This is a genomic window from Paenarthrobacter sp. AR 02 (assembly GCF_021538675.1).
In the GTDB taxonomy this organism is placed as follows: Bacteria; Actinomycetota; Actinomycetes; order Actinomycetales; family Micrococcaceae; genus Arthrobacter.
In genome coordinates this window covers 1-26,261 of sequence record NZ_JAJUKH010000008.1, presented here as the reverse complement: position 1 = coordinate 26,261, position 26,261 = coordinate 1, and the positions used below count along the sequence as shown (strand labels likewise).

The following is a 26,261-nucleotide window of genomic DNA, read 5'->3' as shown; positions in this document are numbered from 1 at the left end:
AGCGGAATGACACAGACCACAGTGGAAGAAACGGCGGCCATCAAGGCTGCCTTTGCGCAGTTCCCGTCAGGAGTCGCAGCGTTCAGTGCGATGGTGGACTTCACGCCGGAAGCCCTGGTGGCATCGTCCTTTACGGTGGGTGTTTCGCTCGAACCACCATTGGTGATGTTCGCGGTGCAGAACTCCTCCACAACCTGGCCGAAGCTCAGGCAGGCCCAGCGTCTGGGTGTCTCGGTCCTCGCCGAAGGGCAGGAAGGGGCCGCACTCCAGCTGGCCTCGAAGACCCGTGATCGCTTCGCCGGACTCGACACGAGCGTCAGTGACTCAGGCGCAGTCCTGATCGACGGTGCGGTGCTGGGATTCGAATGCGAAGTTGTGTCTGAGACGCCGGCCGGGGACCACGCAATCGTGGTCCTGGAGGTCAAAGCAACCACCATCAACCATGAAACCAAGCCGCTGATCTACCACGGCGCAGCGTTCCGGCAGTTGGCCGCCTGAGCGCTGCTAGGAGTTGCGGCTGGCGCTGCTCAGCGAACCCTTACGGATCGGGCTCGAAGACTTTCCATTCTTGGAAGTGTTCGGGCCTGATTTTTTGGTCCCGTTTCCCGAGCCCGGTTTGCTGGGGGCATCAGGCTTGGATGTACTGCCTGGTGTCTCCGGGGTCTTCGGGGCAGGCTTCTTTCCATTGGGCGGGGGTGCGGGGTCATCCAGATCGCGGACCGTGACCTTAATGGCCGGTGGTTGAGTGGCTTTAGCGCGTTCAGCGGCCCGTCGGTCAGCTTCGGCCACGGCGTCTGCCCAGTCCTTGGCGAGAACGGGTGGTTCCTTGGCGGCGGCCACAACGATCGGATGGTGCGCGGCCTGGTGTTCCACTACGGACTTCACTTCCGCGGGTTTGGGCAGCTTGCGGGGGTCCACTTTAGCCTTCCACGCGCCGTCCTTGACGGCTGCGGACGCACCTGAGAGCCGCCGTCGGACGCTTCCAAAGAGGTCCCGCGGGGGCGCCGCGGGAGCGCCAGGTGCAGTGGCAGGCGCGGGAGCCGGGGCCTCGTAAGACGAAACATTGGCAAGGGCCGATTCCAGGACGTCGGCCTCTTCAGGAGCCGGTACGCGCGCGGGGTGCGGGGGCAAATGAACGATGGGGGTAGTGGCCTTCTTCGGGAAAATTCCCACCAGCGCCAGAAGAATGATCGACAGTAGCCGCCCGACTCCGGCAACAACCAGAGTGATGATAACGATCAACCCGAGACCAAAGAACATCAGGACAGCGAGTCCCAGCGTTCCCAAGTACGTCAGGTTGATGGCGAGTGTTGTCGGATCCTCCACGTAGCCCCCCTGGCTGTCGTTTTGTGATGCGCGCATTGCCCACCTCGCTTGCTTACCTAGCCTAAGGTCCAGCACCGACGGAATCACGCCCCGCCTCACACTCTGGCCGGGTTGTTTCAAAGCTGTTATCTCGCATGGGAAAATATGTTGCCCAGCTCTCATTTAAAGCCTCAGATTGGGACTCCGTGACCCCTGACTTGACCCGCCTCCGCAGCGGAATGTGCCCATGTCTCTCCGGGGACCAGTACGACGATTGCTGCGGCCGTTTTCATCGCGGCGAATCCGACGCGCCGACAGCCGTTCAACTCATGCGCTCCCGGTACTCGGCTTTCGTTGTCCTTGATCCGGAATACCTGCTCAGGACCTGGCACGCTTCCACCCGTCCGGGTTCCATGGGCCTGGACCCGGACATCCAATGGCGGCGCCTGGACGTCCTGGACACATCAAGCGGCGGGCCCCTGGACTCGAAGGGCACCGTGGAGTTCGCTGCCCATTACAGGCTCGACGGCGAACGTGGGCTCCAGCGGGAACTCAGCCGTTTTGTGCGGGAGGGCAAGCGCTGGTTCTACGTGGACGGCGACGTGCGCTGACCCCGCTCCTTCCCAGTTGCCTCCACATTGCCGGCGGCTATTGAGGAAACTCCGCGGCCACGCGTGTGGTGCGCACGTTGTTCTGCGCACTAACTGGGAGGGAACGCAGCGGGAAGCCCTCAGCGATACTTTCGGTGCAGGTTCTCCTTGCTGGAAGCGCCCGGCGCCGCATCACCAATCCACGGACCGGTGCCCTCCGACTGGTCCAGCACGCCTTCCTCCATCCAGACGTAGTCACCGGCGAGGACTTTGCGGGAAAGATCGCGGTCCCCGTCGTCGGTGTTTCGCCACAACTGGTCGAAGTACTCGTCCACGCGGACCCGGGCCTGTTCGCAGAAAGCATCGGCGAGTTCGAACGCGCCGGCACCCTGCGCCGGGTTGGTTCGGAGGATCATCTCAGCCCGTGAACAGCACGCCGCCATTGCAAACAGCTCCGCACCAATATCAACGATCCTGCCCAGGAACGCCTGCTTGAACTCGAGCTTCGCCTGCCACCTGCCCATCCCGTAGAACGTCTGCCGGGCAAGCCGCCTGGAGGACCGCTCCACGAACCGCAAGTGCTTGCCGAGCCGCCCGAACTCCGCGAAGGATCGCGGGTCCATGCCGGCGCCGGCAACCAGCTTGGGCAACCAGCGCGCATAGAAACCGGAGGCTCCGACGGCGGCCCTCGCCTTATCCTGCAGGCTTGCGTCCGCTGCGGCGAGGTCGCCCGCGGCGGCAAGGTGGGCATCCACGGCTTCGCGGGCGATCAGGAGTTTCATGATCTCGCTGGAACCTTCAAAGATGCGGTTGATGCGGAGGTCCCGGAGGAGTTGTTCGGCGGGTACCGCACGTTCTCCGCGGGCCTCCAGGGACTCGGCGGTTTCGAAACCCCTGCCGCCCCGGATCTGTACCAGTTCGTCGGCGATCCTGCAGCTCAGTTCCGTGGACCACAGCTTGGCCAGCGCCGCTTCGATGCGGATGTCCTTCAACCCGGCGTCGGCCATCTCTGCGGACAGCTCAAAGACGGCTTCCAACGCAAAGGTGGTGGCCGCGATGAACGCGATCTTCTTGCCTACGGCTTCGTGCTGACCTACCGGGCGGCCCCACTGGGTCCGGGCGTTGGACCATTCACGCGAGATCTTCAGGCTCCACTTCCCTGCGGCGACACAAAGCCCCGGAATGGAAAGGCGGCCGGTGTTCAGGGTGGTCAGGGCAATCTTCAGTCCTTGGCCCTCCCTGCCCAGGCGGTTCGCCGCGGGCACACGGACCTGGTGGAACCGGGTCACACCGTTTTCAATGCCGCGCAGGCCCATGAAGGCGTTCCTGTTTTCCACCGTGATGCCGGGGGAGTCCATCTCAACAACGAAAGCGGAAATACCGCCCTTGTGCTCCGTCCCATCCGCATCCGTGTGCGCAGGGACCCTGGCCATCACCACCACCAGTTCGGCGATCACGCCGTTGGTGGTCCACAGTTTGACGCCGTCCAGAAGGTAAGAGTCGCCGTCGTCGGCCAGCACGGCAGTGGCGCCCATGCGCGCGGGGTCGCTGCCGACGTCGGGCTCTGTCAGGAGGAACGCCGTGATGGCGCCGGCGGCGCAGCGCGGCAAGTACTCCTTCTTCTGTTCGGGTGTGCCGAATTCCTTGACTGGTTCCGGAACGCCGATGGATTGGTGTGCCGAGATCAGCGCGCCGAGGCTCGGGTGCACGGAACCCAGCAGAGCCAGGGCGCGGCCGTAGTAGACCAGGGACAGTCCCAGGCCGCCGTATTCACGGGGAATCTTCATTCCAAAGACGCCCAAATCGGCGAGCCCGGCCAGGTATTCATCCGGGATCCGGGCGTCCCGCTCGATGACCCGGCCGGACATGGTTTTGGCGAACGCGACCAGACGTTCCATGAACTCCTCGCCCCGTTCCACATCTTCCGCCTTGGACTGTGGCCAGGGGTGAATGAGGCTGAGGTCGAAGCTGCCCAAGTAGAGGCCCTTTGCGAAGCTGGGCCTGTTCCACTCGGTTTCGCGCGCGGCTTCCGCGACGGCGCGTGCTTCTTCAGCAGTGGCGTTGACGCTTGCGGCAGTGAGGCTGTTGTCGGTGGCGGACGTCATGGTTTAACTCCTCTAGCCGGTTGTGCCGGATGGAGCCAGGGTCCGCCTCGGGTGGGAACCCTTCAGCTGTCCCTCAATGCTACCCGCGGGTAGCTGCCCGTGCCAGAGGAGATCTGCGGCTGGAATTCGGCCGGGATTTCCACCTGGCCGGCGTGGTGGACCAGGCTGTCCCACGCAAAGTTGATGCCATGGACAAGGCCTCCCAGCACGCCTTTAACGGTGTACCAGACCATGCCCATTGACCCAATGAGAACGATGGTCGCCATTGCTGCTGCCGCAATGAATGCAGCCAGAAGCACGGCGATCAATAGCGTTCCAAGAACTACGTACGTGCCAGTTTCAAGCGCAGTGACATCGAAATCCATGGTTCCCCCCGGGGCGACGGTGCGTGGGTCGACGCGGCGTGGCTGCGTCGATGCTCTGACATTAGGGGCGGGCGCGCATTCCGGCCAGTGCAGACGCGCGCCGCGGACGCGTTGATACGGGATCGAAACCATACCAGACGGTAGGTTACGGAATGGTTGCGGCGGCGGTCCCCGCGGGTGCTCGGCGGGGGTCCCTGCTGGCGTCCGACGGCGGTACGTCGGTGCCGTCCGACGCCCCTGCGACGCTCTGCCGTAACCTTGTACGGGGCAGTTTCCGCTGCCAGCCAGGTTTCGCAGCAGCTGAAGGAGAGTAATTGTCCCGTTCAGCCATGTCCTCAGCGGACGCCATCAGTGCAAGGCTCCGCGACCTCGAACTGTTAACCAAGGGCCCGGCATGGGCTCTGACGCGGTCCGCGCCTTGGGTGATCGCAGTGCTTCAGGCGTCCTTCACCCGCACCCGGCCGCAGCTTCCGCTCGAAGAGTTCCATGCCGACGTCGATGCTTTCCTTGAGCAGCTCCGCCGCCAGGACCCGGCACTGGGTGGCCAGCAAAACGGCAAACTTTTCGGTGACGAATGGACGCGCAAACAGTTCCTGACGCGTCGTAACCAATCGGGCCAGATCGTCTACGAAGTCACAGAACCGGCTGCCCGCGTGCTGGCATTCCTCGACAGCCTGTCCAGCGAACGGTCCACGCTGAATGGTTCCCGGCTGGGCACCCTGCTGGGGGATGTGGAGAAGCTCGCCAACGAGACCAACCCGGACCAGAGTGCCCGTTTGGAAGCCCTGGAGGAAGAGATCCAGGAACGCCAGCAACTGGTGGAGGACATCAGCTCCGGCGAATTCGATGGCCTCCTTGACGACGAGGAAGCGGTGGAAGCGGCCGGCAACATCCTGGACCTCGCCGCGAGCCTGCCCGCCGACTATAAGAAGATGCGTGACCGCATCGAGGAACTGGTGGGTGAACTCCGCAACCAGATCATCGAAGAGTCCTTGAGCAAGGGCGCCACCATGGCCCAGGTCCTGGAGGCCGACAAACGGCTGCGCCAAAGTCCCGAGGGACGCACGTTCCGCTCCTTCACGGCGTTCCTGGAAGACCCGCAGCAGCAGTCGCGCTTCCGTTCCGCGATCGGCGAAGTGCTGAGCCGGCAGTTTGCGGACGACCTTTCCCCCGAGGATCGCGAAACCCTCAAGAACCTCGTGGCGGAGTTGCGGTATCAACACAGCCAGATCCAGCGGATCTACGGCAAGCTCTCGGAGAGCCTCAACACCTACATTCAAAGCGACGACGTGCGGCAGTCGGTCAGTCTGCGCAAGGTCCTTGCCGAGGCCGAGCAAGCGATCCGCTCGATGCCGTATGAGCGGGACCGGCCCGGACTGGTTCGTGGGCCCGTCCTGTTCAACGCAGGGTTTGAGTCGCTGTCCATGGTCAAGCTCTTCGATCCCGACGAGTTTGCTACCCCTCCACGCCTGGCCGATCCCATCGCTTTCAGCGACTCGGACCGGGTTCGCTCGGCCCGCACCGGCAAGGCCAAACCCGCCGTTGTCCGGGCCGCGATGGCAGGATCAGCCACATTGGCCGAGGCCTGGGAAAACCTTCCCGCCGAGGAACGGCACATCAACACGGTCCGCACCCTGCTCTCCATGGCGCTCCAGGGCGGCGCGGGCTTCGACCGCACCGCCTATGAACACATTGACTTCGAACAAATCGACGGCAGCATCCGCACTGCGTACCTGCCTGTCGTCACGCTGAATGAGGATTCTGATGACTGAGGAAATCACGACGACGGACGTCACCGACGCCGGCGAGGTCACCGTGCCGGACGGGGTAACCGTGCCGGACGGGGTCACCGAGGAAGCCAGCCATCCCGATCCCTTCCGGGTCACTCCACGCGACTCCTTCGTGGACGGCGCTGCCCTGTTCCCAGGCGACACCGGGGTGCTCCCGATGAAGGTCCGCCAAGCACTGGTAAAGCTCCTCAAAGGTCCGTACATTGATGGCGGTCGGGAAGAGAAGTTGTGGACCACCCTGCTGGACAACCAGCTGATCCTCCGCAGCCGGCTCTCGGAACTCTTCCTCACCTTGCAGTTGGATCACGACCGTAAAATCGCAGTCCTCCGCCCCGTCGATCCGGAGCTCATCGGAGCCAGCTCCCGCTCCAGCATCCTCCGTCAACAGCGTGCCCTGAGCCGCGTCGAAACCATCGTGCTGTTGAGGCTCCGCCTCCTGCTGGACCGCCATGTCACGGCCCAGACGGACCCGACGATCACCCGCGAGGAGATCTCGGACCTCGTTGCCAATTACACCCCCGCCGGCCAACAGGATGCCCTGCGCGACTCCGACGTGGTCACCCGCACCATCACCAAACTCCTGGCCCGCCAACTGCTCCTCCCTACCCCCTTGGACGACAGCTACACGATCAGCAATGCACTCCCGCTGGCCCTGCCTTTCGAAAACATCGGCGACATCCCGGCCCAAATCGAAGCCCTCGTGGCCGTAGCATCCGACGAATCAGGAACAGAACCCCTCCTGGACCTGGACTCCAATTCGAATCAACCCGCGCCCGCAGAGGAAGATCTGGACGACGAAGCGGAAGATGACGGGCCCCCGAAGGCGAGCACCGCCGTCGAGCGTTCTTCGGCAGAAACCGGCGGTGACACAGAACTGAGCGGCGATGCCGGAGACATGCGGCAGCATGCGTCTAAGCGAGGTACGAGCGAGCATGCAGAGCATGTGTCCGGTACCGCCGCGGACGGAATCGCCGCGGACGCAACTACTGAAGGGCAAGCCAAGTGACCATCGCAAGCATGCTCCCGCTCGGCGAACTCAGCAATCCCGGCCAAATGCGCCTGGCCCTGGTTCAGGTGGTCAACTGGGGCACCTTCCATGGCGCCCACACCATGCACGTCGACCGCAAGGGCACCCTCCTGACCGGTAACTCCGGCGTTGGCAAGTCCACGCTGTTCGATGCCATGCTTCGCGTGTTCGATGCCCGCCCGCGCTCCAACGAGGCCGCCGCCCAGCGGTCCGGCGGCGCTGTGGAGGACAAGAGGACCACGTTCACCTACATGCGCGGCAAGGTTGGTGATAAGGCCGTGGGCGATAGCTCGGCCAGTGCCTTCCAGCGGCCGGGTGCCACCTGGTCCGCCGTCGCACTGACGTTCGATAATGCGGCCGGCACGAAGGTGACGGTGTCGGCGCTGTTTGACCTGCCGAAGAACGGCACGGAATCCAGCGTGGGGCGCTTCTACGTCATCGACAGCAAGCCCCTGGACCTTGAAGCGATCGAGGGGATCGCCCAGAAGCGCTTCACGAAGGGTGCGCTGGAGGGGATTTTCCCGGACGGCCAGGTGTTCGACGTCCATAAGGCGTTTGCGGAGCGTTTCCGTAGGCTCCTGGGCATCAATTCTGACCAGGCGTTGCCGCTGCTTCGGGTGATCCAGGCCGGAAAGGGCCTGGGCGGCAGCGTGAACACGTTCTTCCGCGAGCAGGTTCTTGACGCGCCGGCCACCTTGGCGGCTGCGGACGATGTGGTGGAAGAATTCAGCAACCTGATGTCCATTCGGCAGCGTTTGGAGGACGTCCGCCAGCAGCGCGATCAGCTGGCTCCTGTTCCCGGGTTGAATAAGGAGTACGCGCAGGCGTTGCTGGACGCGAACCGCCTCCGGGAGCTGGCCGGCGAGGAGTTCGAGGCCTACAAGCAGCAGCTCGCCGTCACGGTGCACGCCAAGACGCTGGCCCGGTTCAAGGAGCTCGCGCAGTCCAAAGCCCAGGAGCTGGCCGCCGAGCGCACTGTCCGGGATGCCCTTTCCAAGGAACTCCGCGACCTTGAGCTGGACTACAACAACCGCGGCGGCAACGCCATTTCGGCCATAGAGCAGTCGCTGGAGAACGCCAGGGTTGGCCTGAAGCTGCGTGAACAGGTGGAGGATTCGGCCAGGAAGGCGTTGGCTGATGCCGGCCTGAACCTTGAATGGTCGGCCGAAGGCTGGGATCAGGCGCATGAGCAGGCAGCTGCCCGGTCCGCTGAGTTGAAGGACGATTCGGAGGCCTTGAAGGAGCTCCGTTTCGAGGCTTTTGACGGCCATGCCACGAAGAAGCGTGAGCTGGCGGCCGCCCAGCAGGAATTGTTGTCGTTGCGGTCGCGCAAGTCGTTGCTGCCGCCGTCGAGCATTGAAAACCGGGCCGCCATCGCAGCTGCCACCGGTGTCCCGGAAGAGCGCATGCCGTTCGGCGGCGAGCTGATCGACCTCGCCGAAGGGCAGGAGCAGTGGCGCCCCGCCGCCGAGCGCGCCCTGCGGAACCTGGCCACCACGTTGCTGGTTCCGGGCGAGCATTTTGCAGCTGTAACGCGGTATTTGAACGACAACACGGTCCGCGGGGCCCTGCGCGCAGTGGACGTGTCCAAGCCCTTGGCGGGCGGCGCCCTGGCTGTGGAGGACGTGTCCGACGGCGACCTCTTGACTAAGTTGAGCATCCTCACCTCTGGTGCCAATGCCGACGCCGGGGAATGGATCCGCGAGCGGATCGCCTTGGACTTCGCGTACCCGTGCGTGGAGGACCCGGACGAATTGGCCTCAATGGAGAAGGGCCTGAGCCTGGGCGGCGTAGTCAAACGCAACAGGCACACCGTGGAGAAGGACGACCGGTTCACCAGCCGGCAGGATTACGTCCTCGGATTCGACAATGCTTCGAAGCTCGAACTTGTCGCAGCCCGCGTTGGTGAACTCGAAAACGAGTTGGCCAAAGCAGCCGAGTTGGCCCAAAGCCGCGAAGACTCACACCAAGGCATGGCCCGGCAGCTCGAAGCGCTGCGCCGGGTTGCTGAAGACGAGCGACCGTGGGAACAGGTTTCCGCGGCAGTGGCAGCCGATGAGCTGGCTCGGATCGAACAGCGCCTGGCGGATGCGCTCGCAGCCCAGGCGGACCTTGAACCGCTGCGGGCCACCATCGAAGTCGTGCGCGAAAAGCACCAGTCATCGACGGGTGCGGCCGCTGTGTTGCAGAGCGAATACAAGGCGCTCGACCATCAGATGACCACCGCTGACGGCCTGCTCGATGCGGCGAGGCTGAAGCTTGAGCAGGCACCGCCGTCGGGGTCCACCGTGGCTGCCCTTGAGCCGTACTTCGCGGGTGCCGCGGAGGTGTCGGAGCTGCACGAGCTGGACAACCTGGCTAACGCAGTCCGGAACACCTTGCTCGATGAGCTGCGCGGCGCGGAGTCGCGCGCCCAGGCGACGGCCGAGCGGCTGACCCGCATGTTCGAGGCGTTCGTCCGCGACTGGGGGAGTGCCATCAGCGCGGACCACGGCACGTCAATCGGGGCCGCCGGCGACTTCGAATCCCGGTACCACGCGATTGTTAGCGATGGCTTGCCCGCCCAGGAGGCCGAGTTCCGGCGGTTCTTCAACCAGCGCACGCACGAGTCGTTCAGCACGCTCCTGCATTTGCTGGATGAGGAACGCCGCAGCATCACCAGCCGCATCCTCCCGCTCAACGGGATCCTCTCCCAGGTGAACTTCCATGAGGGAAGCTACCTGGAACTGGATATCAAGCAGACCCTGCCTCCGACGGCCAAGGTCTTCAAGGACGCCATTCAAAACGCTTTGAAGGCCAAGCACACCCGCCCATCCCGCGGCGCCTCCGCTTCAGCTGCGGAGGTGGACGACGACGCCGAGCTCACCGCCCGCTACAAGTCGCTCGAAACCCTGGTTAAGCGGCTCGGTTCGCAGACGCCGGAGGATCGTCGGTGGCGTGCCGAGGTTTTGGATGTCCGCGGGCACTTGTTCATCCAGTGCAAGGAACACCGGGTGGTGCCTGCGAAATCGGTCAAGGCTGGGAAGAAGAAAACCGAAGTCTTCATGCATGCGGATACCGGCTCCATGTCCGGCGGTGAGCGCCAGCGCTTTACGGCGTTCATTATGGCTGCCGCGCTGAGCTACCAGTTGGGCATTGCAGAGCAGGGTTTCACGACCTACGGCACAGTGATGATGGACGAGGCTTTCGTCCTGGCCTCGGAGGAGTTCGCGGGTGCCGGCATCAAGGCCCTTCACGAGTTCGGCTTCCAATTGCTGTTGGCTGCCCCCGAAAACGTGATCGACCTGTCCCGGCACCTTGGCTCCGTCACGGAAATCCTCAGGGACAAGCGGACCAACCGTTCGGGTGTCCTCACGGCGCCCGTCATCGCCGGACCCGGTGAGCCTGGGGCCTGGCGGTCAGAGGCAAACCCTGTGGACATCGTCCTGCGCTGAACCGGCTGATGTCGGCCTTCGGAGAACGAGACAACGACATCGACGTGGAGGCGGATGGAATATGCATTTCCGCCTCCACACCGAATGAAGGCTATTTAGTGGTTAGGACGTTCCACAGGATCAGGTCGTGCGCGTGTCTTGCTTTGTCATCGCCGCGGAAGTCCGCCTCCTTGATGGTGCCACCTGTGTCGATACCGATGCTGGAGGTCGACGCGAATCGTCCCATCATCGATTTGTTGGAGAGCATCGAGACCGAGCGGATGTTCTTATAGGGAATGGACACAACGGCGAGCTTGTTCCCGACAAAGCTCTTGTCCTGCAGAATGACGCGCATATTGGTAATGCCGACAAAACCGGTTCCGACACCGATGCAGTCGTACACGGCGTAGACGATTTCTCCCTGGAGCAGTCCTGCTCGGATTTGTTCAAGCTGCTCGGGCCTGTCGTGAATGATGTCAGTCAAGGTGCGCTCCCTTATTAGTCGCGAAGGGGAACGCCGTGGGCGTCCCGCTGAAAGTAGGAGGCGCCGGCGAGGATCATGATGCCCTCCACCAAGCCCCAAAGACCAACCAACCCGAACGTAAAGATGCCTACGACCACGGTGAGGACGAGCTGGATGATGCCTATAGTCGTGTAGCCCAGATAAAAGCGGTGAATGCCGAGGCCGCCAAGGAAAATTCCGAACAATCCTGCCGCGATCTTCGATTTCGGCTGCGGATAACCGTAGGCAGGATTCGGGAGCGGAGGCTGCGCCGAGTACTGCGGTTGCGAGGGTGTCGCTGGTTGCGCTGCGAACTGGGGCGGTTGAGGAGCTGGCGGCTGGGCGGAATAATGCGGTGGCTGGAGTGTCTGCTCTTGTGGTCGGAACTGCAGAGGGCTCTGGGTTGTCGGGTACGGATCCGGCGGGGTGCTTTGGCCGCCTTGCGAAGTTGGGTTTTGGTCGGGGTAAGAGGAAGTCATGCTGATGCCTTTCGGAGAATGATCGATCAGTCCACGGGTGACTGGCGGCATTCCTCGACGGCATCCCCCAGAATCCATGTGCCGTCATCATTTTCACTGAAATGACATTGATTGTTTTGATATGGCCAATTATTTCGGCCTGCGTGTGTCGGGATGATCAATTCGAAGACGAACTGGAACTCCTCGCAGAAACCGACACCTACATTGCGGACCAGTCCCGGCTTTCCTGCCAATTGACCTACGAGAGTTCCTGCGGAGGCGCTACGGTGACCATCGCCCCGGAATAGTGTCCGGACCAGAAATCAGGCAGCAGCACAGCGCGTCCTCGTGACGCGCTGTGCTGCTGCTTGTTTTGTCGGCTAGCGCTTTGAGTCGCCGCGGACGCGGTCAAGGAAGAGCGCCGTGCGGGATTCCAGCCCGGCGATCTGTCGGAGAACGACGGCGGCCGGGTCCGGGTTGATTTCGTTGGCGGGCGGTTCTTTGCGCACATTGGTGCTGCAACCGAACTCAGCGCAAATCAGGGTTCCCACGGTGTTCCCGTCTTTGCCGGATTGCCCGGCTTTCTTGGCGACCCACAGGTAAACGTCGTCTTTGGAGAACACGTCGCGGCACAGTTCGCAGAGGACTACCCGCCTCTTCCCGGAGCCGCCCTCGGGTGCCCGGAGCAGGACGCCTGTGAGCTTCCCCTGGTGCGGCACCACGAGGTAGCCGCGCTGGGGCATCTTCTCGTCACGCCAACCCAGGAACTCGAGGTTATCCCAGTCGAGGCTGTCAAAGTCGGCGGGAAGGTTGAGTTTTGCAGCCTCGGATCGGCTGGCGTTAATAAAGGACGAACGGACCTGTTGGGCGGTGATTTTATGCATGACAGTGCTTCCTTGGAAATGGTCGACGTCCGCGCACCGTGAATCGGCCGCGGGGTGGCAAGGGACGTCGGTCATCAGCGCGAAGGGCACAGCAAGGGGCGCCCGCTAGAATCCGGGGCGGTCCGTGATGCCTGAATTGCCTAAAAGGATGCCGACGTGTGGGGGAGTGCCAAGCAGGCCAAAATGGCCACCTCGCTGACTGTGGCAGCAGCAACTGATGCAGTGCGCATGCTCAACCCCTCGTCGTTCTTTGGAAGCGGTAGTCCGCTGCCGCTATCCTCCCAAATTCCCGGCGGCGCTGTCCACCCGATGTGAGTGAGGGTTGGTGGGAAGGGGTGGGGATGTGATTGAGGGTCGGGGTGAAGGGGTGGGGATGTGAGTGAGGGTTGGTGTGATCTGCGCCTCAATCGGGAATAGGTGACGTAAATGTTTCTTAATTATCCTCAGGCTAGGCTAGCCTTACTTAGGTTCGCATCACTTACCTAAGGAGTCCCGTGGCTTCCCTCCTCCCACGCCGCGCCCTGCTGAAAACCGCAGGTACCGCGACAGCCGCTTTGGCCGCCGTCGCCCTCACCCTCACCGGCTGCTCCACTGGCCCCGCAACGTCCACGCCGGCGAGTGAGCAGGCTCAGTCCGCAGCATTCCCGGTGACCATCAAGAACGTCTTCGGCGAGACCACCATCAAGGAACAGCCCAAGCGCGTTGTTACCGTCTCGTGGGTCAATGACGACGTCGCCATCGCACTGGGCGTTGTGCCCGTGGGCGTTCCCAAGAACGAGTGGGGCAACAACGACAAGGGCTCCACCCCTTGGAAGGACGCGGCACTCGAGAAGCTCGGCGCCGGTTTCGGCACCGACAAGGCCCCGGCGCAGTTCTCCGAAGCTGACGGCATCAACTTCACCGAGATCGCCAAGCTCAACCCGGACGTTATCCTGGCTGCCTACTCCGGCTTGGAAGAGGCTGACTACAAGAAGCTCAGCGAAATCGCCCCGGTTGTGGCGCAGCCTGAGCTCGCGTACGGCACGCCGTGGCAGGAAAGCACCACCCTGATCGGTAAGGCGCTGGGCAAGGAAGCCGAAGCCAAGAAGCTGATCGAGGACACCCAGGCCACCGTTACGGACAAGGTTTCCAAGTTCCCGCAGATCAAGGACAAGACCTTCATCTACGGCAACCTCGAACCGGCCAAGAGTGACGGAGCCAACGTTTACACGGCCATCGACAACCGTCCCCGGTTCCTCTCGGAAATCGGCATGAAGCTCGCCCCCGTGGTGGAGCAGAACACCAAGAGCAAGACCGAATTCTTCATCCCGTGGTCCGCTGAAAAGGCGAATGAGCTGGCATCCGATGTCTTCGTCACCTGGGTCCCGGACTCCAGCACGGCAGACGCCATCAAGGCGGACCCGCTGCTCGGCCAGATTCCGGCCGTCAAGAAGGGCGCACTGGTTGCCGACTCGGACCAGACCCTGACGCTCGCCATCTCCGCTTCCTCGCCGCTGAGCCTGCCGTGGGCCCTGGACACGTTCCTGCCGCAGCTCGGTAAAGCAGCAGACGCAGCAGGCAAGTAACAGCGATGAAATCGAGTACGACGACGGCACTCCAGGTGCGTGGCAACGGCACTTTGGTGTCGGCTGGCCTGGGAGAAACTACCCCCGAGGCAGAGCGATCCGGTGCTTCCACCGGTTCCCGGGGCACCGCAGCGAAGCGCTCTGCGTGGCTGATGGTGGCCGTCGTCGTACTTGCCGCAGTATGTGCCGCATCCCTGGCGATCGGTGCCCGCGGACTTTCCCTCACCACTGTGTGGGAAGCCCTCACCCACTTCAATCCGGCGGACGGCAACCACGCGGTTGTTATTGCCCGCATTCCCCGGACAGTCCTTGGACTTCTGGCCGGTGCAGCACTCGGCCTGGCCGGTGCAGCGATGCAGGGTGTGGCCCGCAACCCGTTGGCCGATCCCGGCATCCTGGGCCTGAACGCCGGCGCTGCCCTGGCAGTCGTCCTCGGCATCTATGTGTTCGGCATTGGCTCACTCTCCGGCTACATCTGGTTCGCCTTCATCGGCGCCGCAGCGGCCGCCGTCGTGGTTTATGCCATTTCGTCCCGTGGCCGCGACGGCGCGACGCCGGTCAAGCTCGCCTTGGCGGGCGCGGCTTTGAGCGCCGGGCTCTTTTCCCTCATGAACGTGATCCTGGTTTCAAGCCAGGACACCTTCGACCGCTTCCGTTTCTGGCAAGTAGGCAGTATTGGTGGCCGTGACTGGTCCGTGCTCCTGCCCGCGCTGCCATTCCTGGCGATCGGTGCCGTCATAATCCTCACCGGTGGCAGGGTCTTGAACAGCCTGGCGCTCGGGGACGACATCGCCCGCGGCTTGGGGCAAAATGTCGCACTTTCCCGTGGAATCACCGGACTGGGCATTGTCCTGCTGTGTGGATCCGCTACCGCGTTGGCCGGTCCCATTGGATTCCTGGGACTTGTCATTCCCCACGCCGTCCGCTCCCTGACCGGCCCGGACTACCGATGGATCCTTCCTTTCTCCGTGGTGACCGCCCCTATCCTGCTGATCACGGCCGACATCATTGGCCGCGTCATCCTGCTTCCGGGCGAAGTACCCGCCGGGATCATGACGGCCCTCATCGGAGCCCCCGTCTTCATCTGGCTCATCCGCCGCGGCAAGGGGGCAGGCCTGTGAGCACCCTCCATAAAGCCCCCGCCGAGGTGGCACCTAATGCCAACAAACACCCTCATCTTTTGCCACTTCGGCGCGCGTTGAGCCCTACGTTCTTCCTTGGCGTGGCCCTCGTGGTTATGTTTGCCGTGTACGTGCTCCTGGGCAGCTACACCGTCACCATCCCGGACTTCTTCACGATCGTCATCAACCACCTGACGGGCGGGGAAAAGATCCCGGGCGCCAGCTTCATCGTCATGGAGCACAAACTGCCCCGCGCGGTGGTCGGAACCATGATCGGGATTGCCTTCGGCCTGGCCGGCGCACTCTTCCAGACCATGCTGCGGAATCCGCTGGCAAGCCCGGACATCATCGGCATCAGCTACGGGGCCAGCGCGGCAGCCGTGACGGCGATCGTCATTTTTGGGGCCTCCGGTGCTGTTGTCTCCTGGGCAGCTTTGGGCGGGGCGCTCGGTGTCGCAGCCATCATCTATGCGATCTCCCGGGGCACCGGCTCAGGCGCTGGTGGCGGCAGCAGGGGCAACGCTGCAGGCAACCGCCTCATCCTCGCAGGCGTGGGAATCGCCGCTGCGCTCCACGCGGTGGTCAACTTCCTCATGACCCGTGCAGACATCCGCACGGCCGCCGACGCCCTCATCTGGCTCAACGGTTCGCTGAACTCAGCCACCTGGGACCGGGCAGGGATCCTTGCGGTTTCCATGCTGGTGCTGGTCCCCGCAGTCATCGCCCTGGCTGGCCCGTTGCGGATCCTCGAACTCGGTGACGACACTGCGGCCGGTCTTGGCATCAAGGTGAACGCAACCCGGCTGGGACTGGTGCTGACCGCCGTCGGATTTGCCGCCGTCGCAACTGCCGCGGCAGGCCCGGTGGCGTTCGTCGCGTTCCTCGCCGGACCGATCTCGCGCCGCATCGTCCGCAAACCCAGCCTTCCGGCGTCGGCCCTTACCGGTGCGCTGATTGTGCTGCTGGCAGATTTCTTTGCTTCCAATATTGCCCCCGTCATCCTCGACGGAACCGTCCTCCCGGTCGGCGTCATCACCGGCGCCCTCGGTGCACCCTTCCTGCTGTGGCTGCTGGTCACGTCGAACCGAAAGGAAGCCTGATATGGCCGTCCTCAATGCCCAGGACCTGACGCTCCAGTACGAGCAACGAAAGGTAGTGGAGGGGCTCTGCACCGAAATCCCCGAAGGAAAGGTGACCATGATCGTGGGCGCCAATGCCTGCGGCAAATCCACGCTCCTTCGCGGACTCTCGCGGCTCCTGAAGCCGGCCGGCGGTGCCGTGACCCTCGATGGCAAGGACATCCACACCCGCCCCGCCCGCGAACTTGCCCGCACGCTGGGCCTGCTGCCGCAGCACCCCACTGCTCCTGACGGCATCACCGTGCGCGACCTGGTTGGCCGTGGGCGCTATCCGCACCAGGGCTTCTTCCGGAGCTGGAGCGCAGCGGACGACCTCGCGGTGCAGCGCGCGCTCGAGGCCACGGACACGCTTGAGCTTGCCGAGCGGAGCATCGACGAACTCTCCGGCGGGCAGCGGCAGCGCGTTTGGATCGCCATGGCCCTGGCGCAGGAAACCGACGTCCTTTTGCTGGATGAGCCCACTACCTACCTTGACCTTGCACATCAGGTAGAAGTCCTGGACCTGATCACCGATCTCAACCGACGCCGCGGAACCACCGTCGCAATCGTGCTCCATGACCTTAACCTCGCCGCCCGGTACGCAGACCACGTCATCGCCATGAAGGGCGGGTGCATCGTGGCCGAAGGCCCAGCCCCTGTTGTGGTGACCGAGGAACTCGTGTTTAACGTCTTCGGCCTGGAATCCCGAGTGGTTCCGGACCCCATTTCAGGCACACCGCTGATCGTCCCCATCGGACGCCACCACGCACGCCCCGCAGCAACCAAGGAACTGGAGATCGCCTCATGAGTGCACAACCGACACAGGCCGCGGCAAGTGCCGCAGTGGAGCCCATGACCCTCGCCTTCGACGTCACCGTGACGGCAGTGCAGGAATTGAGCCCCAACTTCCGACGCATCACGTTCGGTGGTTACTCCCTGCGTGACTTCGGCGTTGCCGGGGACACCCTGGACCTCCGCGTGAAGCTGATGATTCCCTCCTTCGACGCCGCCGGGCAGCAGATTCCGCTGCCTCCCTTCAAGATGGAAGAAGCCGGCTGGTACCGGGAATGGCTGGCCATGGATCCCGCCGTCCGCGGTGACATGCGCACCTATACGGTTCGCTCCGAACGGCTCGACGCCGTGTACCCCGAAATCGACATCGACTTCGTCATGCATTTCGACGACGACGGCCACGGCGGCCCCGCGGCCAACTGGGCCGTTGCCGCGAAACCCGGCGACGCGATCACCATCATCGGGCCCAACAACCGGGCAGCCCAGTGCACCACAGCCGGTGCCTACGGTGGGATCGAATGGCGTCCCGGCCTCGCCCAACGTGTCCTGCTGGCGGGCGACGAAACCGCGGTGCCGGCCATCAGCGCCATCCTCGAAAGCCTCCCCGCCGACATGACCGGCCATGCGTTCTTGGAAGTGCCCTCGGCAGCGGATTTCCAGGACATCTCTACCCCGGCCGACATCGAAATCACGTGGCTGGCCCGGGGCGCTGCCATTGGGCGATCCCGTCCGCACGGCGAGCTCCTCAAGGAAGCCGTGGCCAAAGCAGTTCCTGTGCCCGGCTGGGTAGGCCTCAAGGGCGCCGCGACGGCCGCGGGCCCCGAGCCCGAAGACGTAAATGTGGATCAGGACATCCTCTGGGAAACCCCACAGCGCATGGACGCCGCAGCCATCGAGGCCACTAAGAACCCCACGCTGCCCGCCGGTGCGCTGCCGTTCTACGCCTGGATCGCCGGCGAGGCCTTCGTCATCAAGGAGATGCGGCGGTACCTGGTGCGCGACGTAGGCATCGACCGCAAGCAGGTTGCGTTCATGGGGTACTGGCGTCGGGGCAAAGCCGAAGGCTAATCCTCTCCGCTGGGTGGCCGCTTGGTTCGGTGGCAGCTTGGCCGCTTGCCGACCATCCTCTGCGCGCTCGGTCGTTCCTCCCTAAGACGCGCGCTGCCGGATGCCCGCCAACCGCCTTCCCGACGCTCTCTCACATCCCTCCCGCCTTCCCGACGCTCTCTCACATCCCTCCCGCTTCCGGCGGATGCTCTCTCACATCCCTCCCGCTTCCGGCCGACGCTCTCTCACATCCCTTTTCCCGAGTTCACTTGGGGTTGGCTCGCACTTAACCGCGCGGCGGTAGCGTCGGGCAGGTGGTGGCTGGGGAGAACGTACGACGGCGGTTTGTCGCCTTGGGGGATTCCTTCACCGAAGGCGTGGGGGACCCAAGCAAGGTCCTGCCCAACGGGGTCCGTGGCTGGGCCGACCGGGTGGCCGAAAAGTTGGCCAAGGCCGAGCCGGGCTGGGAGTACGCCAACCTCGCCGTTCGCAGCAAGAGACTCCGGCACGTCATCGACGAACAGCTTGAGCCGGCGCTTTCCATGGAACCGACGCTGATCACGCTGTATGCCGGCGGTAACGACATCCTGGATTTTGGAACCGACATGGATGCGCTCCTGAATGACTACGAATTGCTCGTCGCGCGGTTGAGCGGAACCGGCGCTACGTTGGTGCTGTTCACTGGCTTCGATGTGAAGGTGTCCGCCGTCCTGGAGCCCTTCAAGAAGCGCAACACCCTTTATAACCAACGCGTCCGCGACATAGCAGCCAGATACGGAGCCGTCCTGGTGGACTATTGGTGCTTCGACGCCTACAAGGATTCACGGATGTGGGCCCCGGATCGGCTCCACATGTCCAAGGCAGGCCACAAGTACCTGGCCGCCCAGGTCCTGGACCACCTCAACGTGCCGCACAAGATCTCGCTCAAGGAGTGGGATCCACCTACCCGCTTGTCTGTGCGCGAGTGGGAACGCCGGCAGCGCCGTTGGGTTAATGACTGGGTGGTGCCTCTGTTCGGACGCAAACTGCGGGGCATCACGCTGGGGGATACCTTGAACCCGCGTTGGCCGCAGCCGGTCCAGGTTCCGCGCAAGGGCGGGCTGAAAAAGCTCATGCAGGACCGGGAGGCAAGGCAGTGAAGGAACAGACCAAGTTCGTGGCCCTCGGAGATTCCTTCACGGAGGGTGTTGGCGACATCGACCTGCGGCTGCCGAACAATTGCCGCGGCTGGGCCGACAGGGTGGCCGAGGAACTCGCCAGGGCCGATGACCGGACAAGATACGCCAACCTGGCCATCCGGGGGCGCCGCCTTCAGCGGATCATCGATGAACAGATCGAGCCCGCGTTGGCCATGCGTCCTACGTTGGTCAGCTTCTACGCGGGCGGGAACGATCTATTGATGGCAAGGCTGAACATGGCCCAGCTCATGCGGGACTATGAGCATGCAGTGCGCCGCCTGAAGGCCAGCGGAGCCACGTTGCTGTTGTTCACGGGCTACAACGTCCCTTTGTCCCCGTTGCTTGAACCCCTCAAGGTCCGCACGGCCATCTATAACCGCAACCTTCGGCGGATTGCCGCGAAGTATCAGACGCTCCTGGTCGACTACTGGTGCTTCGAAAAGTTTCAGGACCCCCGCATGTGGGCCCCGGATCGCCTGCATATGGCTTCTCCCGGACACAGCTACATGGCCAAAAAGGTCCTGGAGGTCCTGGGGGCGCCGCACTCGCTCCAGTCACCGGCGCTCGCCGCTCCCCTTCAGCGGTCCCTGGCCAAGAACATCGTCGACGACGTCACCTGGCTGAAGCGCGATGTGGGACCGTGGTTTTCGCGCCGGCTCCGGGGCGTTTCAAGCGGGGACCACCTGGGTGCCCGTTGGCCGGAACCGATGCCCGTGGTGCTCCCCGAACGGCTTGGTACCGCCAGAGCGCGGGAGGATCAGTTGTCGAGCAGGTTTTCGTAACCCTCCGCGACGCTGGTTGCGGTGAATTCGATGATCTCGAAGTCAGCTACGCCATTGCTGTAGAAGGGGTCCTTGGCCAAGGATGCGTCCAGCGTGGCCCGGTCGACTTTGGACAGCAGCACGCCTCCCGTGGCTGGGACGCGACGGCCCGACGCGAGGAAGATCCCGCCGTCGAACGCGTCCTTAAGCCAGGCCATGTGGCCTGGGCGGTGAAAGTCGACAATTTCGTCGGGAACCTTGTAGGTCAATGAGACAACGAACATGCGCACAGCCTATCTGTTGGGCCGTCAGGAAGACCTAAGGAAGCTGCGGATTCTCATAAGATGGGTTCATGACTCAACCCCGCTGGCTCAACGCCGACGAACGCCGTGCCTGGCTGGCGCTGCTCAGCATCAACACCTTGCTCCCTTCGGCGTTGGACACCCAGCTGCAGTCGGCCGGCAAGCTCTCCCTTTTCGACTACAACGTGCTGGCCATGCTTTCCGAAACTGAAGGCCGTTACCTTCCCATGAGCGAGCTCGCTGCGCGGACAAGCGCCTCCTTGTCGCGGCTCTCGCATGTGGTCACCAAGTTGCAGAAGCGCGGCTGGGTTGAACGGCAGGCGCACCCGGGCGATGCCCGTGTCACCGTTGCGCACCTGACTGAGGCCGGCATGTCCACCATCGTGTCCCTTGCCCCGGGGCACGTGGAATCCGTGCGCACGCTGATGCTCGATTCGTTGAGCCCGGAGGATGTCGCGGACCTCGCACGCATCGGTGAGAAGATCGTGGCCCGCCTGGACAACAACCACTGGATCCTTCGGGACTCCTAGGCGGACGAATAGCCCTGGGCTTTGTGGCCGCAACAGGTGAAGTGGCAAACTGACGGCATGGATTTTTCTGCCCGATATGTTGCCCTGGGGGACTCGTTCACGGAGGGTGTTGGAGACGACGACCCCACCCGCCCCAACGGCGTTCGCGGCTGGGCCGATGTGGTGGCCCAGCAGCTCGCCCACAGCAACGAGGGCTTCGGCTACGCCAATCTCGCCATCCGCGGGCGGAAACTCCGCCAGATCATGGCAGAGCAAGTGGATGCCGCCGTCGCCATGAACCCAACCTTGGTGACGCTGTACGCGGGGGCGAACGACATCCTGCGGCCCAAGATCGATATTGATGCGCTCTTGGAGGAATACGACGCCGGCATCGCCAAGTTGAGCGCGACGGGCGCCACGGTGGTCCTCTTCACGGGCTTTGACGCGAAAGGCTCAAAAGTCTTCAGCGCCATGCGCGGGCGTACGGCCATTTACAACGAGCTGGTCCGTGAGATCGCGGAAAACCATGGTGCCCTGCTGGTGGACTACTGGCGGTTCGACGAATACGACGATTGGCGCATGTGGGGCGAGGACCGGATGCACATGTCCACCGCAGGCCACGTCAATATGGCAAAGCGGGTGCTGGACGTCCTGGAGCATGAGCACGCGATCGAGGTGCCGGAGCTCGCACCGATGAAGCTGGCCAACAGGGTGGAATCCTTGAAGGCCAATGCCCGCTGGGTCAGGGAATCCGCGGCTCCCTGGGTATCGCGCCGCCTGCGGGGAGTCTCATCAGGGGACGGCTTGAGCCCGAAGTACGCCGAACTGGTCAGGCCGCTCTAAGCGGCTTCCCTGAAACCGGGCGTCGAAAGAAGCGTTCCATCCCGGCGGACCGCCAGCACTTCGACGCCCCACCCCTCCACGGCCCGGTCCAGTGCACTCGTGCCACCGGCGACGATGGCCGTCGCAAGGACGTCGGCTGTCACGATGTCCGACGCGGCAACGGAGACTTGGGCGAATTCGGGCCTGCTCGAACCAACTGCCCATATATGTTCCCCGCGTTCTGCCGATCCGGACGTAGCCAAGGCGCTCATGGAACCCAAGGGAAAAGCCCCCAGCAACGCTTGCCGGTTCAACGGATCCACGATGCCCGCAAGCCACGGTTCGCTGGTGTCCGGAGTTCTGTGGCCGGGATCGGGCGACCCACTCACCAGCACGTCACCGCCGGCGTTGACGCACCAGTTTTGCAACCCAATCGCCCTCAACGACAATGCCGCTTCCCGCATGGCATGTGCTTTCACGATCCCTGACAGGTCCAAACCGCCATCCGGCCGCTCTGCCGTGAAGGCTCCTTCCGTGGCAAGTCGCCACTCGGATGCCTCGGAGTAGAGCTCCTGCATTGTGTCCGAGGCGGAGGCCAGGGCCAGCTCGCCGCGGTTCAAACGGCTAGCCTCCGAGCCTGCCCGGTAAAGGCTGAACGTCAGGTCCAGTTGCGTGAAAATGCCTTCAACCACCTCGACGGCGGATTCAACCTCATCGACGGCGGTCTCAGCAGGCGCTGTGCTTGCCACGGTCAGGCTCACCACGGTGCCCATGCTGGGGAACGTGCGGGCCCGGAGCCGTTGCGGCTTAGAAGTTCGCTGCATCGAGGGCCGCCTGGAGGGAAGTCAGGTAAGCATCGCTGGTTACAGTCGCGCCTCCGACGGTTTGGACGTTGGCGGACTGGGCCTGCAGGACTTCGGACCTCAGGATGGGAGCTGCCCGGCTGCTGATCTGCGCGGATTTCCGTTCCGCATCCGTGAGCTGGAGTGGCGTGACCTCGGTGATCTTGCCGTCCTGGATGGTGACCCGGACCTGGACCGTACCGAAGCGGGTCTGAACCTGAGTGCCGTCGTAAGTGGCCGCCGTCGTACTTCCTGTGTTGCCGCCGCCGCTGCTGGTTCCGGACTTGCCGGTTGTCCCACTGTTTCCCGTACTTCCGGTATTTCCGCTGCTGGCGGTGCTGCTCAGGCTGGTTGTGGTCGCTGTGCCGGTCTCGGCGATATGGGCCCCTGACTGCCAGCCGGCCAGGAGGACGCCCGCCGATGCCACTGCGGTGGCGAGGGCTGCTCGAATTCTCACCAGTCGAACCTTTCGTAGTGGAGTTGTTCCGTGGGGACGCCCGCGGACTGGACGTCCCGGATAACCGATGCTGCCCAAGGCGCAGGCCCGCAAACATAGACGTCGGCATCAGTGATGTTCTGAACGTAGGAGTGGAGTCCAAAGCCGGCCCGAACCGCGTCCTCCGGTAGCCACGGGTGGTCGCCCTGGGACCGCGGCCCCGTCAGGTGGAAGAGGGTGGCGCCCCGGGTTTGGCACAGGGCCATGATTTCCCGGTCGAGGAAGAGTTCGGTTTCGTCGTGGCCGCGGATCAGCACAGTTGCGTCGCCGGGCTGGAATGGCGTTGATTCAAGCAACGAGCGCAGGGGAGTAATGCCAATTCCGGCGCCGATCATCACTACCTTGTTGCGGGTCCTGGCGGCCGTGCTGAACATGCCATAGGGTCCCTCGATGGCCACCCTGGTGCCGGGTTTGATGTGCTCCAGGTCGGCTGTGCCTTTGCCAAGTGCGCGGACAGTGATGCGGAGTTTCCCGGGCTGGTTGCCCTGTCCGGTAAAGGGCTCGGCGGACAGGCTGAACGGATGCGGTTGCCACCATTGGCCTGGCGCCAGGAAGCGCCAGAAGAAGAAGCGGCCGCCGGAACCTGCCAGCCGCGCAAGGTTGCGGCCCGTCATTTCGATGCTGAAGACACCCGGGGAAACCCGGACCACCCTGCTCACGGTGATTTGATGCCTGAATGTAGCCGCGATGGGCTGCCAGATCCGGAACCAGAGCAGGGCCGCGCCGGTACCCACGCAAAGCACCAGCCAGTACCAGCGCTGCCAGGTGCCTTCCGCAAACAGCCCGCCCACGCTGAACTGGTGCGGGATGGCAGTCCCCACCGCCGCGTAGGTGAGCAGGTGGATTGCGTACCAAAATTCGTAGGGGAACTTGCGGCGGACAGCCACCAAGGACGTCACCACCACGGCAATGAACAGCGCCGTTGAGACGAAAGCAAGCCACATGTCCGGAACATTCACCCACAGCGAGACCGACTCACTGACAGGATCCAGTCCCTCCGCAGCGCCGTACCCGACAGCCAGCAGCACACCGTGGGCCAGCAGGAGATAAAGAGCCGGTTTGCCCAGGGTCTTGTGGACCTCCAAGGCACGGTCGTGTCCGATGGTGTTGTCAATGAACGGAATCCTGGCAGCCAGCAGCAACATCAGCAGGACGATATCCATGCCAATCAAGCCGGCAACGATCCCGAGCGCCGTCATCGTTCCCGCGAAGCTCGAGAAACCGTTCGCCCCGCCGTCGGCCAGCCACAGGGCCACCGACGCTGCACCCGACAACCACGCGAGGCCTCCCAGAAGGTCGGCCCGGGCCAGCCGCCGTCGTGCCTGCGACTGGAAACGTTCGACGGCGGTGGGCCGCTTCCCTTTGGCCCCTTCCGGAGCGCTTTTCACCGGTGAGCCGGAGGTAAGTAGCGAGGTCATGAATCAAGACTCGCCATGATTCCTTTCATTCTGCTGTGAAAGGGCTGGCGAGGGCTTATGATTCCTGATTGGCCTTAATTTGGCCTGACCCGTAGAATAGTTAGGCGCTAGGTAGTGCGGATCGTGTGCAATTGCTCCGGTTGGTGGTGAGTGTCAGTCTGACTGACCTCCCGGTGGCCGGTAGTTAGGGGCTCAAGTTGCGTGCATTCCTGTATTCGCCCGGTATCCCAGGTTCCGATTCAGTGGTTTCCACTGCTCTGTCCTGAGGCCAACCTTCTTCGCCGCTGTTGCTGCGGAAACTACCGAAATGGTTTGGACCGGATGCGGACACTGCCTGTCGCACGGTAACGCAGGAACATCTGCACGCCGTTACATTCAATCTTTGGAGGAGAGTCATGGCAGCACACTGCCAAGTGACCGGAGCCGAGCCGGGCTTTGGACACAGCATTTCGCACTCGCACCGTCGCAACAAGCGTCGGTTCGACCCGAACATTCAGAAGAAGCGCTACTGGGTTCCGTCCCTGCGCCGCAATGTCACGCTGACCCTGTCAGCCCGTGGCATCAAGACCATCGACGTACGCGGCATCGACTCAGTCGTTGCTGACATCCTGGCACGAGGAGTAAAGCTCTAATGGCAAAGGACAAGGACGTACGTCCGATCATCAAGCTGAAGTCCACTGCGGGCACCGGTTACACCTACGTAACCCGCAAGAACCGTCGTAACGACCCTGACCGCCTGGTCTTGAAGAAGTACGACCCCAAGATCCGCCAGCACGTCGAATTCCGAGAGGAGCGCTAAACACATGGCAAAGAAGTCCAAGATTGCTCGCAACGAGCAGCGCAAGGTCATTGTTGAGCGTTACGCTGCCAAGCGTCTCGAACTGAAGAAGACCCTGGTTGACCCCAACGCGACTGACGAAGCACGCGAAGCTGCACGCCTCGGCCTGCAGAAGCTGCCCCGCAACGCCTCCCCGATCCGTCTGCGTAACCGCGACCAGATCGACGGCCGTCCCCGCGGTACGCTCCAGAAGTTCGGTATCTCCCGTGTTCGCTTCCGCGACATGGCTCACCGTGGTGAGCTCCCGGGCATTACCAAGTCTTCCTGGTAATCACGAAGTCCTGAAAAGGCCGGCAACCGTTATGGTTGCCGGCCTTTTTTGTGTTTAAGCCCCGTGGCCTTCGTTTCGGGTGGACGCTCTCTCACGTTCCGCCTGTTTGGTGTTGACGCTCTCTCACGTTCCGCCTGTTTGGTGGGGACGCTCTCTCATGTTCGGCTGGTTGGGGGTGTTCGACGGCGGTGGGTTGGGGTGGGGTGTTTGGCGTTGGGTTTGGTGGTGGGTGGGTGTTGTGACGGGGTTCACGCCTGCGGTTTTGTGGTTGTTTTTGGAGATTGAGAGGCTGTTTTGGGGGTTTTGGCCTGTGTTTGTAAGGGTTTGTGGTGGTGTTGGGGGTGATTTGTGTGGGGGCGTGTGGGCGTGTAATGTCTTCTGAGTCGCCGCGAGTGAGACAGCTTGGAGCTGGACGCCGTGGAGGCCGAACCCCCTTGATAACAGCCTGAAAAATGGTTCGCTTTTTAGCGTTCCTGTGCAGGGCGGGGCCGGTTGATTGGCTCGGGAATCACGGAAACGTTGATTTGCGAAGTGCTGGTTGATCGGGTAAGCTTGAAAAGTTGCTCCGGAGCGATCCTGGACCCCTTGTGGGGTGTGGGTGGTGCCGGTAAGTGTCTGTTGTTTGAGAACTCAATAGTGTGCCAAGTTTGTTGATACCGATTGTTTTTTGATTGGTTGAAATTTATGCCAGTTCTGTCATGCACCCCCGTGTGTGGTGGGCTGGTTTTCAGCTGGTTTCGAA

Annotated in this window: 26 protein-coding genes and 1 pseudogene; 17 read left to right on the top strand and 10 right to left on the bottom strand. The window is 63.1% G+C overall.

The window, feature by feature from the left end:
- Positions 1-6 precede the first annotated feature (6 nt).
- Positions 7-498, top strand: a complete 492-nt coding sequence (locus LRQ04_RS14690; RefSeq protein WP_235520960.1) for a flavin reductase family protein — start codon at positions 7-9, stop codon at positions 496-498.
- A gap of 6 nt (positions 499-504) precedes the next feature.
- Here LRQ04_RS14690 and LRQ04_RS14685 read toward each other — a convergent pair whose 3' ends face one another.
- Complete coding sequence (locus LRQ04_RS14685) at positions 505-1,362, bottom strand: hypothetical protein (protein ID WP_235520958.1); 858 nt, start codon at positions 1,360-1,362, stop codon at positions 505-507.
- A gap of 98 nt (positions 1,363-1,460) precedes the next feature.
- On the opposite strand from LRQ04_RS14685, the gene LRQ04_RS14680 reads away from it, so the two are divergent.
- Positions 1,461-1,916 (top strand): YchJ family protein, encoded by a 456-nt coding sequence (locus LRQ04_RS14680; protein ID WP_235520957.1) that lies wholly within the window; start codon positions 1,461-1,463, stop codon positions 1,914-1,916.
- A 119-nt stretch (positions 1,917-2,035) separates the two neighbouring features.
- Here the strand turns inward: LRQ04_RS14680 and LRQ04_RS14675 are convergent, their stop codons facing one another.
- Both LRQ04_RS14675 and LRQ04_RS14670 read right to left on the bottom strand, forming a co-directional pair.
- Positions 2,036-4,000, bottom strand: coding sequence for an acyl-CoA dehydrogenase family protein (locus tag LRQ04_RS14675; protein WP_235520956.1), 1,965 nt, complete (start codon positions 3,998-4,000; stop codon positions 2,036-2,038).
- 62 nt (positions 4,001-4,062) lie between these two features.
- A complete protein-coding gene (locus LRQ04_RS14670; protein WP_235520955.1) occupies positions 4,063-4,365 on the bottom strand; it encodes a hypothetical protein in 303 nt (100 codons plus the stop codon).
- 314 nt (positions 4,366-4,679) lie between these two features.
- Between LRQ04_RS14670 and LRQ04_RS14665 the strand changes: the two genes are divergently transcribed.
- The 3 genes and pseudogenes from LRQ04_RS14665 (at position 4,680) to LRQ04_RS14655 (ending at position 10,616) form a co-directional block, all read left to right on the top strand.
- Positions 4,680-6,137, top strand: coding sequence for a DUF3375 family protein (locus LRQ04_RS14665; protein ID WP_235520954.1), 1,458 nt, complete (start codon positions 4,680-4,682; stop codon positions 6,135-6,137).
- Positions 6,130-6,966, top strand: a pseudogene (locus LRQ04_RS14660) (DUF4194 domain-containing protein); the annotation flags it as partial. The gene LRQ04_RS14665 and the pseudogene LRQ04_RS14660, both read left to right, overlap by 8 nt.
- A 191-nt stretch (positions 6,967-7,157) precedes the next feature.
- Complete coding sequence (locus LRQ04_RS14655; protein WP_235520953.1) at positions 7,158-10,616, top strand: ATP-binding protein; 3,459 nt, start codon at positions 7,158-7,160, stop codon at positions 10,614-10,616.
- A 91-nt stretch (positions 10,617-10,707) separates the two neighbouring features.
- Here LRQ04_RS14655 and LRQ04_RS14650 read toward each other — a convergent pair whose 3' ends face one another.
- From LRQ04_RS14650 to LRQ04_RS14640, 3 genes are all read right to left on the bottom strand, one after another.
- A complete protein-coding gene (locus LRQ04_RS14650) occupies positions 10,708-11,079 on the bottom strand; it encodes a PH domain-containing protein (protein WP_235520952.1) in 372 nt (123 codons plus the stop codon).
- 14 nt (positions 11,080-11,093) lie between these two features.
- Complete coding sequence (locus LRQ04_RS14645; protein WP_235520951.1) at positions 11,094-11,576, bottom strand: TM2 domain-containing protein; 483 nt, start codon at positions 11,574-11,576, stop codon at positions 11,094-11,096.
- A gap of 359 nt (positions 11,577-11,935) precedes the next feature.
- The gene (locus tag LRQ04_RS14640; RefSeq protein ID WP_235520949.1) at positions 11,936-12,439 is read right to left on the bottom strand and encodes an FBP domain-containing protein; all 504 of its coding nucleotides are present in this window, start codon (positions 12,437-12,439) and stop codon (positions 11,936-11,938) included.
- Between the two features lie 494 nt (positions 12,440-12,933).
- On the opposite strand from LRQ04_RS14640, the gene LRQ04_RS14635 reads away from it, so the two are divergent.
- The 7 genes from LRQ04_RS14635 (at position 12,934) to LRQ04_RS14605 (ending at position 20,042) form a co-directional block, all read left to right on the top strand.
- The gene (locus LRQ04_RS14635) at positions 12,934-14,004 is read left to right on the top strand and encodes an iron-siderophore ABC transporter substrate-binding protein (protein WP_235520947.1); all 1,071 of its coding nucleotides are present in this window, start codon (positions 12,934-12,936) and stop codon (positions 14,002-14,004) included.
- A gap of 5 nt (positions 14,005-14,009) precedes the next feature.
- The gene (locus LRQ04_RS14630) at positions 14,010-15,125 is read left to right on the top strand and encodes an iron ABC transporter permease (protein WP_235520945.1); all 1,116 of its coding nucleotides are present in this window, start codon (positions 14,010-14,012) and stop codon (positions 15,123-15,125) included.
- Positions 15,122-16,225, top strand: coding sequence for an iron chelate uptake ABC transporter family permease subunit (locus LRQ04_RS14625; RefSeq protein ID WP_235520943.1), 1,104 nt, complete (start codon positions 15,122-15,124; stop codon positions 16,223-16,225). The genes LRQ04_RS14630 and LRQ04_RS14625 overlap by 4 nt, the downstream gene beginning before the upstream one ends.
- Position 16,226: 1 nt before the next feature.
- Positions 16,227-17,051, top strand: coding sequence for an ABC transporter ATP-binding protein (locus tag LRQ04_RS14620; RefSeq protein WP_235520941.1), 825 nt, complete (start codon positions 16,227-16,229; stop codon positions 17,049-17,051).
- Entirely contained in the window at positions 17,048-18,103 is a 1,056-nt protein-coding gene (locus tag LRQ04_RS14615) for a siderophore-interacting protein (protein ID WP_235520939.1), read from the top strand. Before LRQ04_RS14620 ends, LRQ04_RS14615 begins: the two co-directional genes overlap by 4 nt.
- Positions 18,104-18,399: 296 nt before the next feature.
- Complete coding sequence (locus LRQ04_RS14610; RefSeq protein ID WP_235520936.1) at positions 18,400-19,221, top strand: SGNH/GDSL hydrolase family protein; 822 nt, start codon at positions 18,400-18,402, stop codon at positions 19,219-19,221.
- Positions 19,218-20,042 (top strand): SGNH/GDSL hydrolase family protein, encoded by an 825-nt coding sequence (locus LRQ04_RS14605; RefSeq protein WP_235520934.1) that lies wholly within the window; start codon positions 19,218-19,220, stop codon positions 20,040-20,042. The genes LRQ04_RS14610 and LRQ04_RS14605 overlap by 4 nt, the downstream gene beginning before the upstream one ends.
- Here the strand turns inward: LRQ04_RS14605 and LRQ04_RS14600 are convergent.
- Positions 20,018-20,305, bottom strand: coding sequence for a YciI family protein (locus LRQ04_RS14600; protein ID WP_235520931.1), 288 nt, complete (start codon positions 20,303-20,305; stop codon positions 20,018-20,020). The genes LRQ04_RS14605 and LRQ04_RS14600 overlap by 25 nt on opposite strands.
- Before the next feature lie 68 nt (positions 20,306-20,373).
- Here LRQ04_RS14600 and LRQ04_RS14595 point away from each other — a divergent pair, with 68 nt between their 5' ends.
- Positions 20,374-20,853, top strand: a complete 480-nt coding sequence (locus LRQ04_RS14595) for a MarR family winged helix-turn-helix transcriptional regulator (RefSeq protein ID WP_235520929.1) — start codon at positions 20,374-20,376, stop codon at positions 20,851-20,853.
- Between the two features lie 57 nt (positions 20,854-20,910).
- A complete protein-coding gene (locus tag LRQ04_RS14590) occupies positions 20,911-21,675 on the top strand; it encodes an SGNH/GDSL hydrolase family protein (RefSeq protein ID WP_235520927.1) in 765 nt (254 codons plus the stop codon).
- Here LRQ04_RS14590 and LRQ04_RS14585 read toward each other — a convergent pair.
- Genes LRQ04_RS14585 through LRQ04_RS14575 form a run of 3 tightly spaced genes read right to left on the bottom strand, consistent with a single transcriptional unit; the run spans position 21,672 to position 24,410 of the window.
- Entirely contained in the window at positions 21,672-22,478 is an 807-nt protein-coding gene (locus LRQ04_RS14585; RefSeq protein ID WP_235520925.1) for an FAD:protein FMN transferase, read from the bottom strand. The two genes, LRQ04_RS14590 and LRQ04_RS14585, sit on opposite strands and share 4 nt — an antisense overlap.
- The gene (locus LRQ04_RS14580) at positions 22,462-22,953 is read right to left on the bottom strand and encodes an FMN-binding protein (protein WP_235520922.1); all 492 of its coding nucleotides are present in this window, start codon (positions 22,951-22,953) and stop codon (positions 22,462-22,464) included. The genes LRQ04_RS14585 and LRQ04_RS14580 overlap by 17 nt, the downstream gene beginning before the upstream one ends.
- On the bottom strand, positions 22,950-24,410 hold the full coding sequence (locus LRQ04_RS14575; RefSeq protein WP_235520920.1) for a ferric reductase-like transmembrane domain-containing protein: 1,461 nt from the start codon (positions 24,408-24,410) through the stop codon (positions 22,950-22,952). The genes LRQ04_RS14580 and LRQ04_RS14575 overlap by 4 nt, the downstream gene beginning before the upstream one ends.
- A gap of 395 nt (positions 24,411-24,805) precedes the next feature.
- Here LRQ04_RS14575 and rpmB point away from each other — a divergent pair, with 395 nt between their 5' ends.
- The 3 genes from rpmB to rpsN are packed head-to-tail and all read left to right on the top strand — an operon-like array spanning position 24,806 to position 25,519.
- Positions 24,806-25,042, top strand: a complete 237-nt coding sequence (rpmB, locus tag LRQ04_RS14570; protein ID WP_011776361.1) for a 50S ribosomal protein L28 — start codon at positions 24,806-24,808, stop codon at positions 25,040-25,042.
- Positions 25,042-25,209: a 50S ribosomal protein L33 gene (gene rpmG / locus LRQ04_RS14565; RefSeq protein ID WP_003798558.1), complete on the top strand. Its 168-nt coding sequence runs from the start codon at positions 25,042-25,044 to the stop codon at positions 25,207-25,209. Before rpmB ends, rpmG begins: the two co-directional genes overlap by 1 nt.
- Before the next feature lie 4 nt (positions 25,210-25,213).
- On the top strand, positions 25,214-25,519 hold the full coding sequence (rpsN, locus tag LRQ04_RS14560; RefSeq protein ID WP_011776360.1) for a 30S ribosomal protein S14: 306 nt from the start codon (positions 25,214-25,216) through the stop codon (positions 25,517-25,519).
- Positions 25,520-26,261: the final 742 nt, after the last annotated feature.

Coding starts and splice junctions, on each gene's coding strand:
- LRQ04_RS14690 (WP_235520960.1), top strand. CDS start 7: ATGACACAGACCACAGTGGAAGAAACGGCGGCCATCAAGGCTGCCTTT.
- LRQ04_RS14685 (WP_235520958.1), bottom strand. CDS start 1,362: ATGCGCGCATCACAAAACGACAGCCAGGGGGGCTACGTGGAGGATCCG.
- LRQ04_RS14680 (WP_235520957.1), top strand. CDS start 1,461: ATGGGAAAATATGTTGCCCAGCTCTCATTTAAAGCCTCAGATTGGGAC.
- LRQ04_RS14675 (WP_235520956.1), bottom strand. CDS start 4,000: ATGACGTCCGCCACCGACAACAGCCTCACTGCCGCAAGCGTCAACGCC.
- LRQ04_RS14670 (WP_235520955.1), bottom strand. CDS start 4,365: ATGGATTTCGATGTCACTGCGCTTGAAACTGGCACGTACGTAGTTCTT.
- LRQ04_RS14645 (WP_235520951.1), bottom strand. CDS start 11,576: ATGACTTCCTCTTACCCCGACCAAAACCCAACTTCGCAAGGCGGCCAA.
- LRQ04_RS14640 (WP_235520949.1), bottom strand. CDS start 12,439: ATGCATAAAATCACCGCCCAACAGGTCCGTTCGTCCTTTATTAACGCC.
- LRQ04_RS14630 (WP_235520945.1), top strand. CDS start 14,010: ATGAAATCGAGTACGACGACGGCACTCCAGGTGCGTGGCAACGGCACT.
- LRQ04_RS14620 (WP_235520941.1), top strand. CDS start 16,227: ATGGCCGTCCTCAATGCCCAGGACCTGACGCTCCAGTACGAGCAACGA.
- LRQ04_RS14615 (WP_235520939.1), top strand. CDS start 17,048: ATGAGTGCACAACCGACACAGGCCGCGGCAAGTGCCGCAGTGGAGCCC.
- LRQ04_RS14600 (WP_235520931.1), bottom strand. CDS start 20,305: ATGTTCGTTGTCTCATTGACCTACAAGGTTCCCGACGAAATTGTCGAC.
- LRQ04_RS14595 (WP_235520929.1), top strand. CDS start 20,374: ATGACTCAACCCCGCTGGCTCAACGCCGACGAACGCCGTGCCTGGCTG.
- LRQ04_RS14590 (WP_235520927.1), top strand. CDS start 20,911: ATGGATTTTTCTGCCCGATATGTTGCCCTGGGGGACTCGTTCACGGAG.
- LRQ04_RS14585 (WP_235520925.1), bottom strand. CDS start 22,478: ATGCAGCGAACTTCTAAGCCGCAACGGCTCCGGGCCCGCACGTTCCCC.
- LRQ04_RS14575 (WP_235520920.1), bottom strand. CDS start 24,410: ATGACCTCGCTACTTACCTCCGGCTCACCGGTGAAAAGCGCTCCGGAA.
- rpmB (WP_011776361.1), top strand. CDS start 24,806: ATGGCAGCACACTGCCAAGTGACCGGAGCCGAGCCGGGCTTTGGACAC.
- rpmG (WP_003798558.1), top strand. CDS start 25,042: ATGGCAAAGGACAAGGACGTACGTCCGATCATCAAGCTGAAGTCCACT.
- rpsN (WP_011776360.1), top strand. CDS start 25,214: ATGGCAAAGAAGTCCAAGATTGCTCGCAACGAGCAGCGCAAGGTCATT.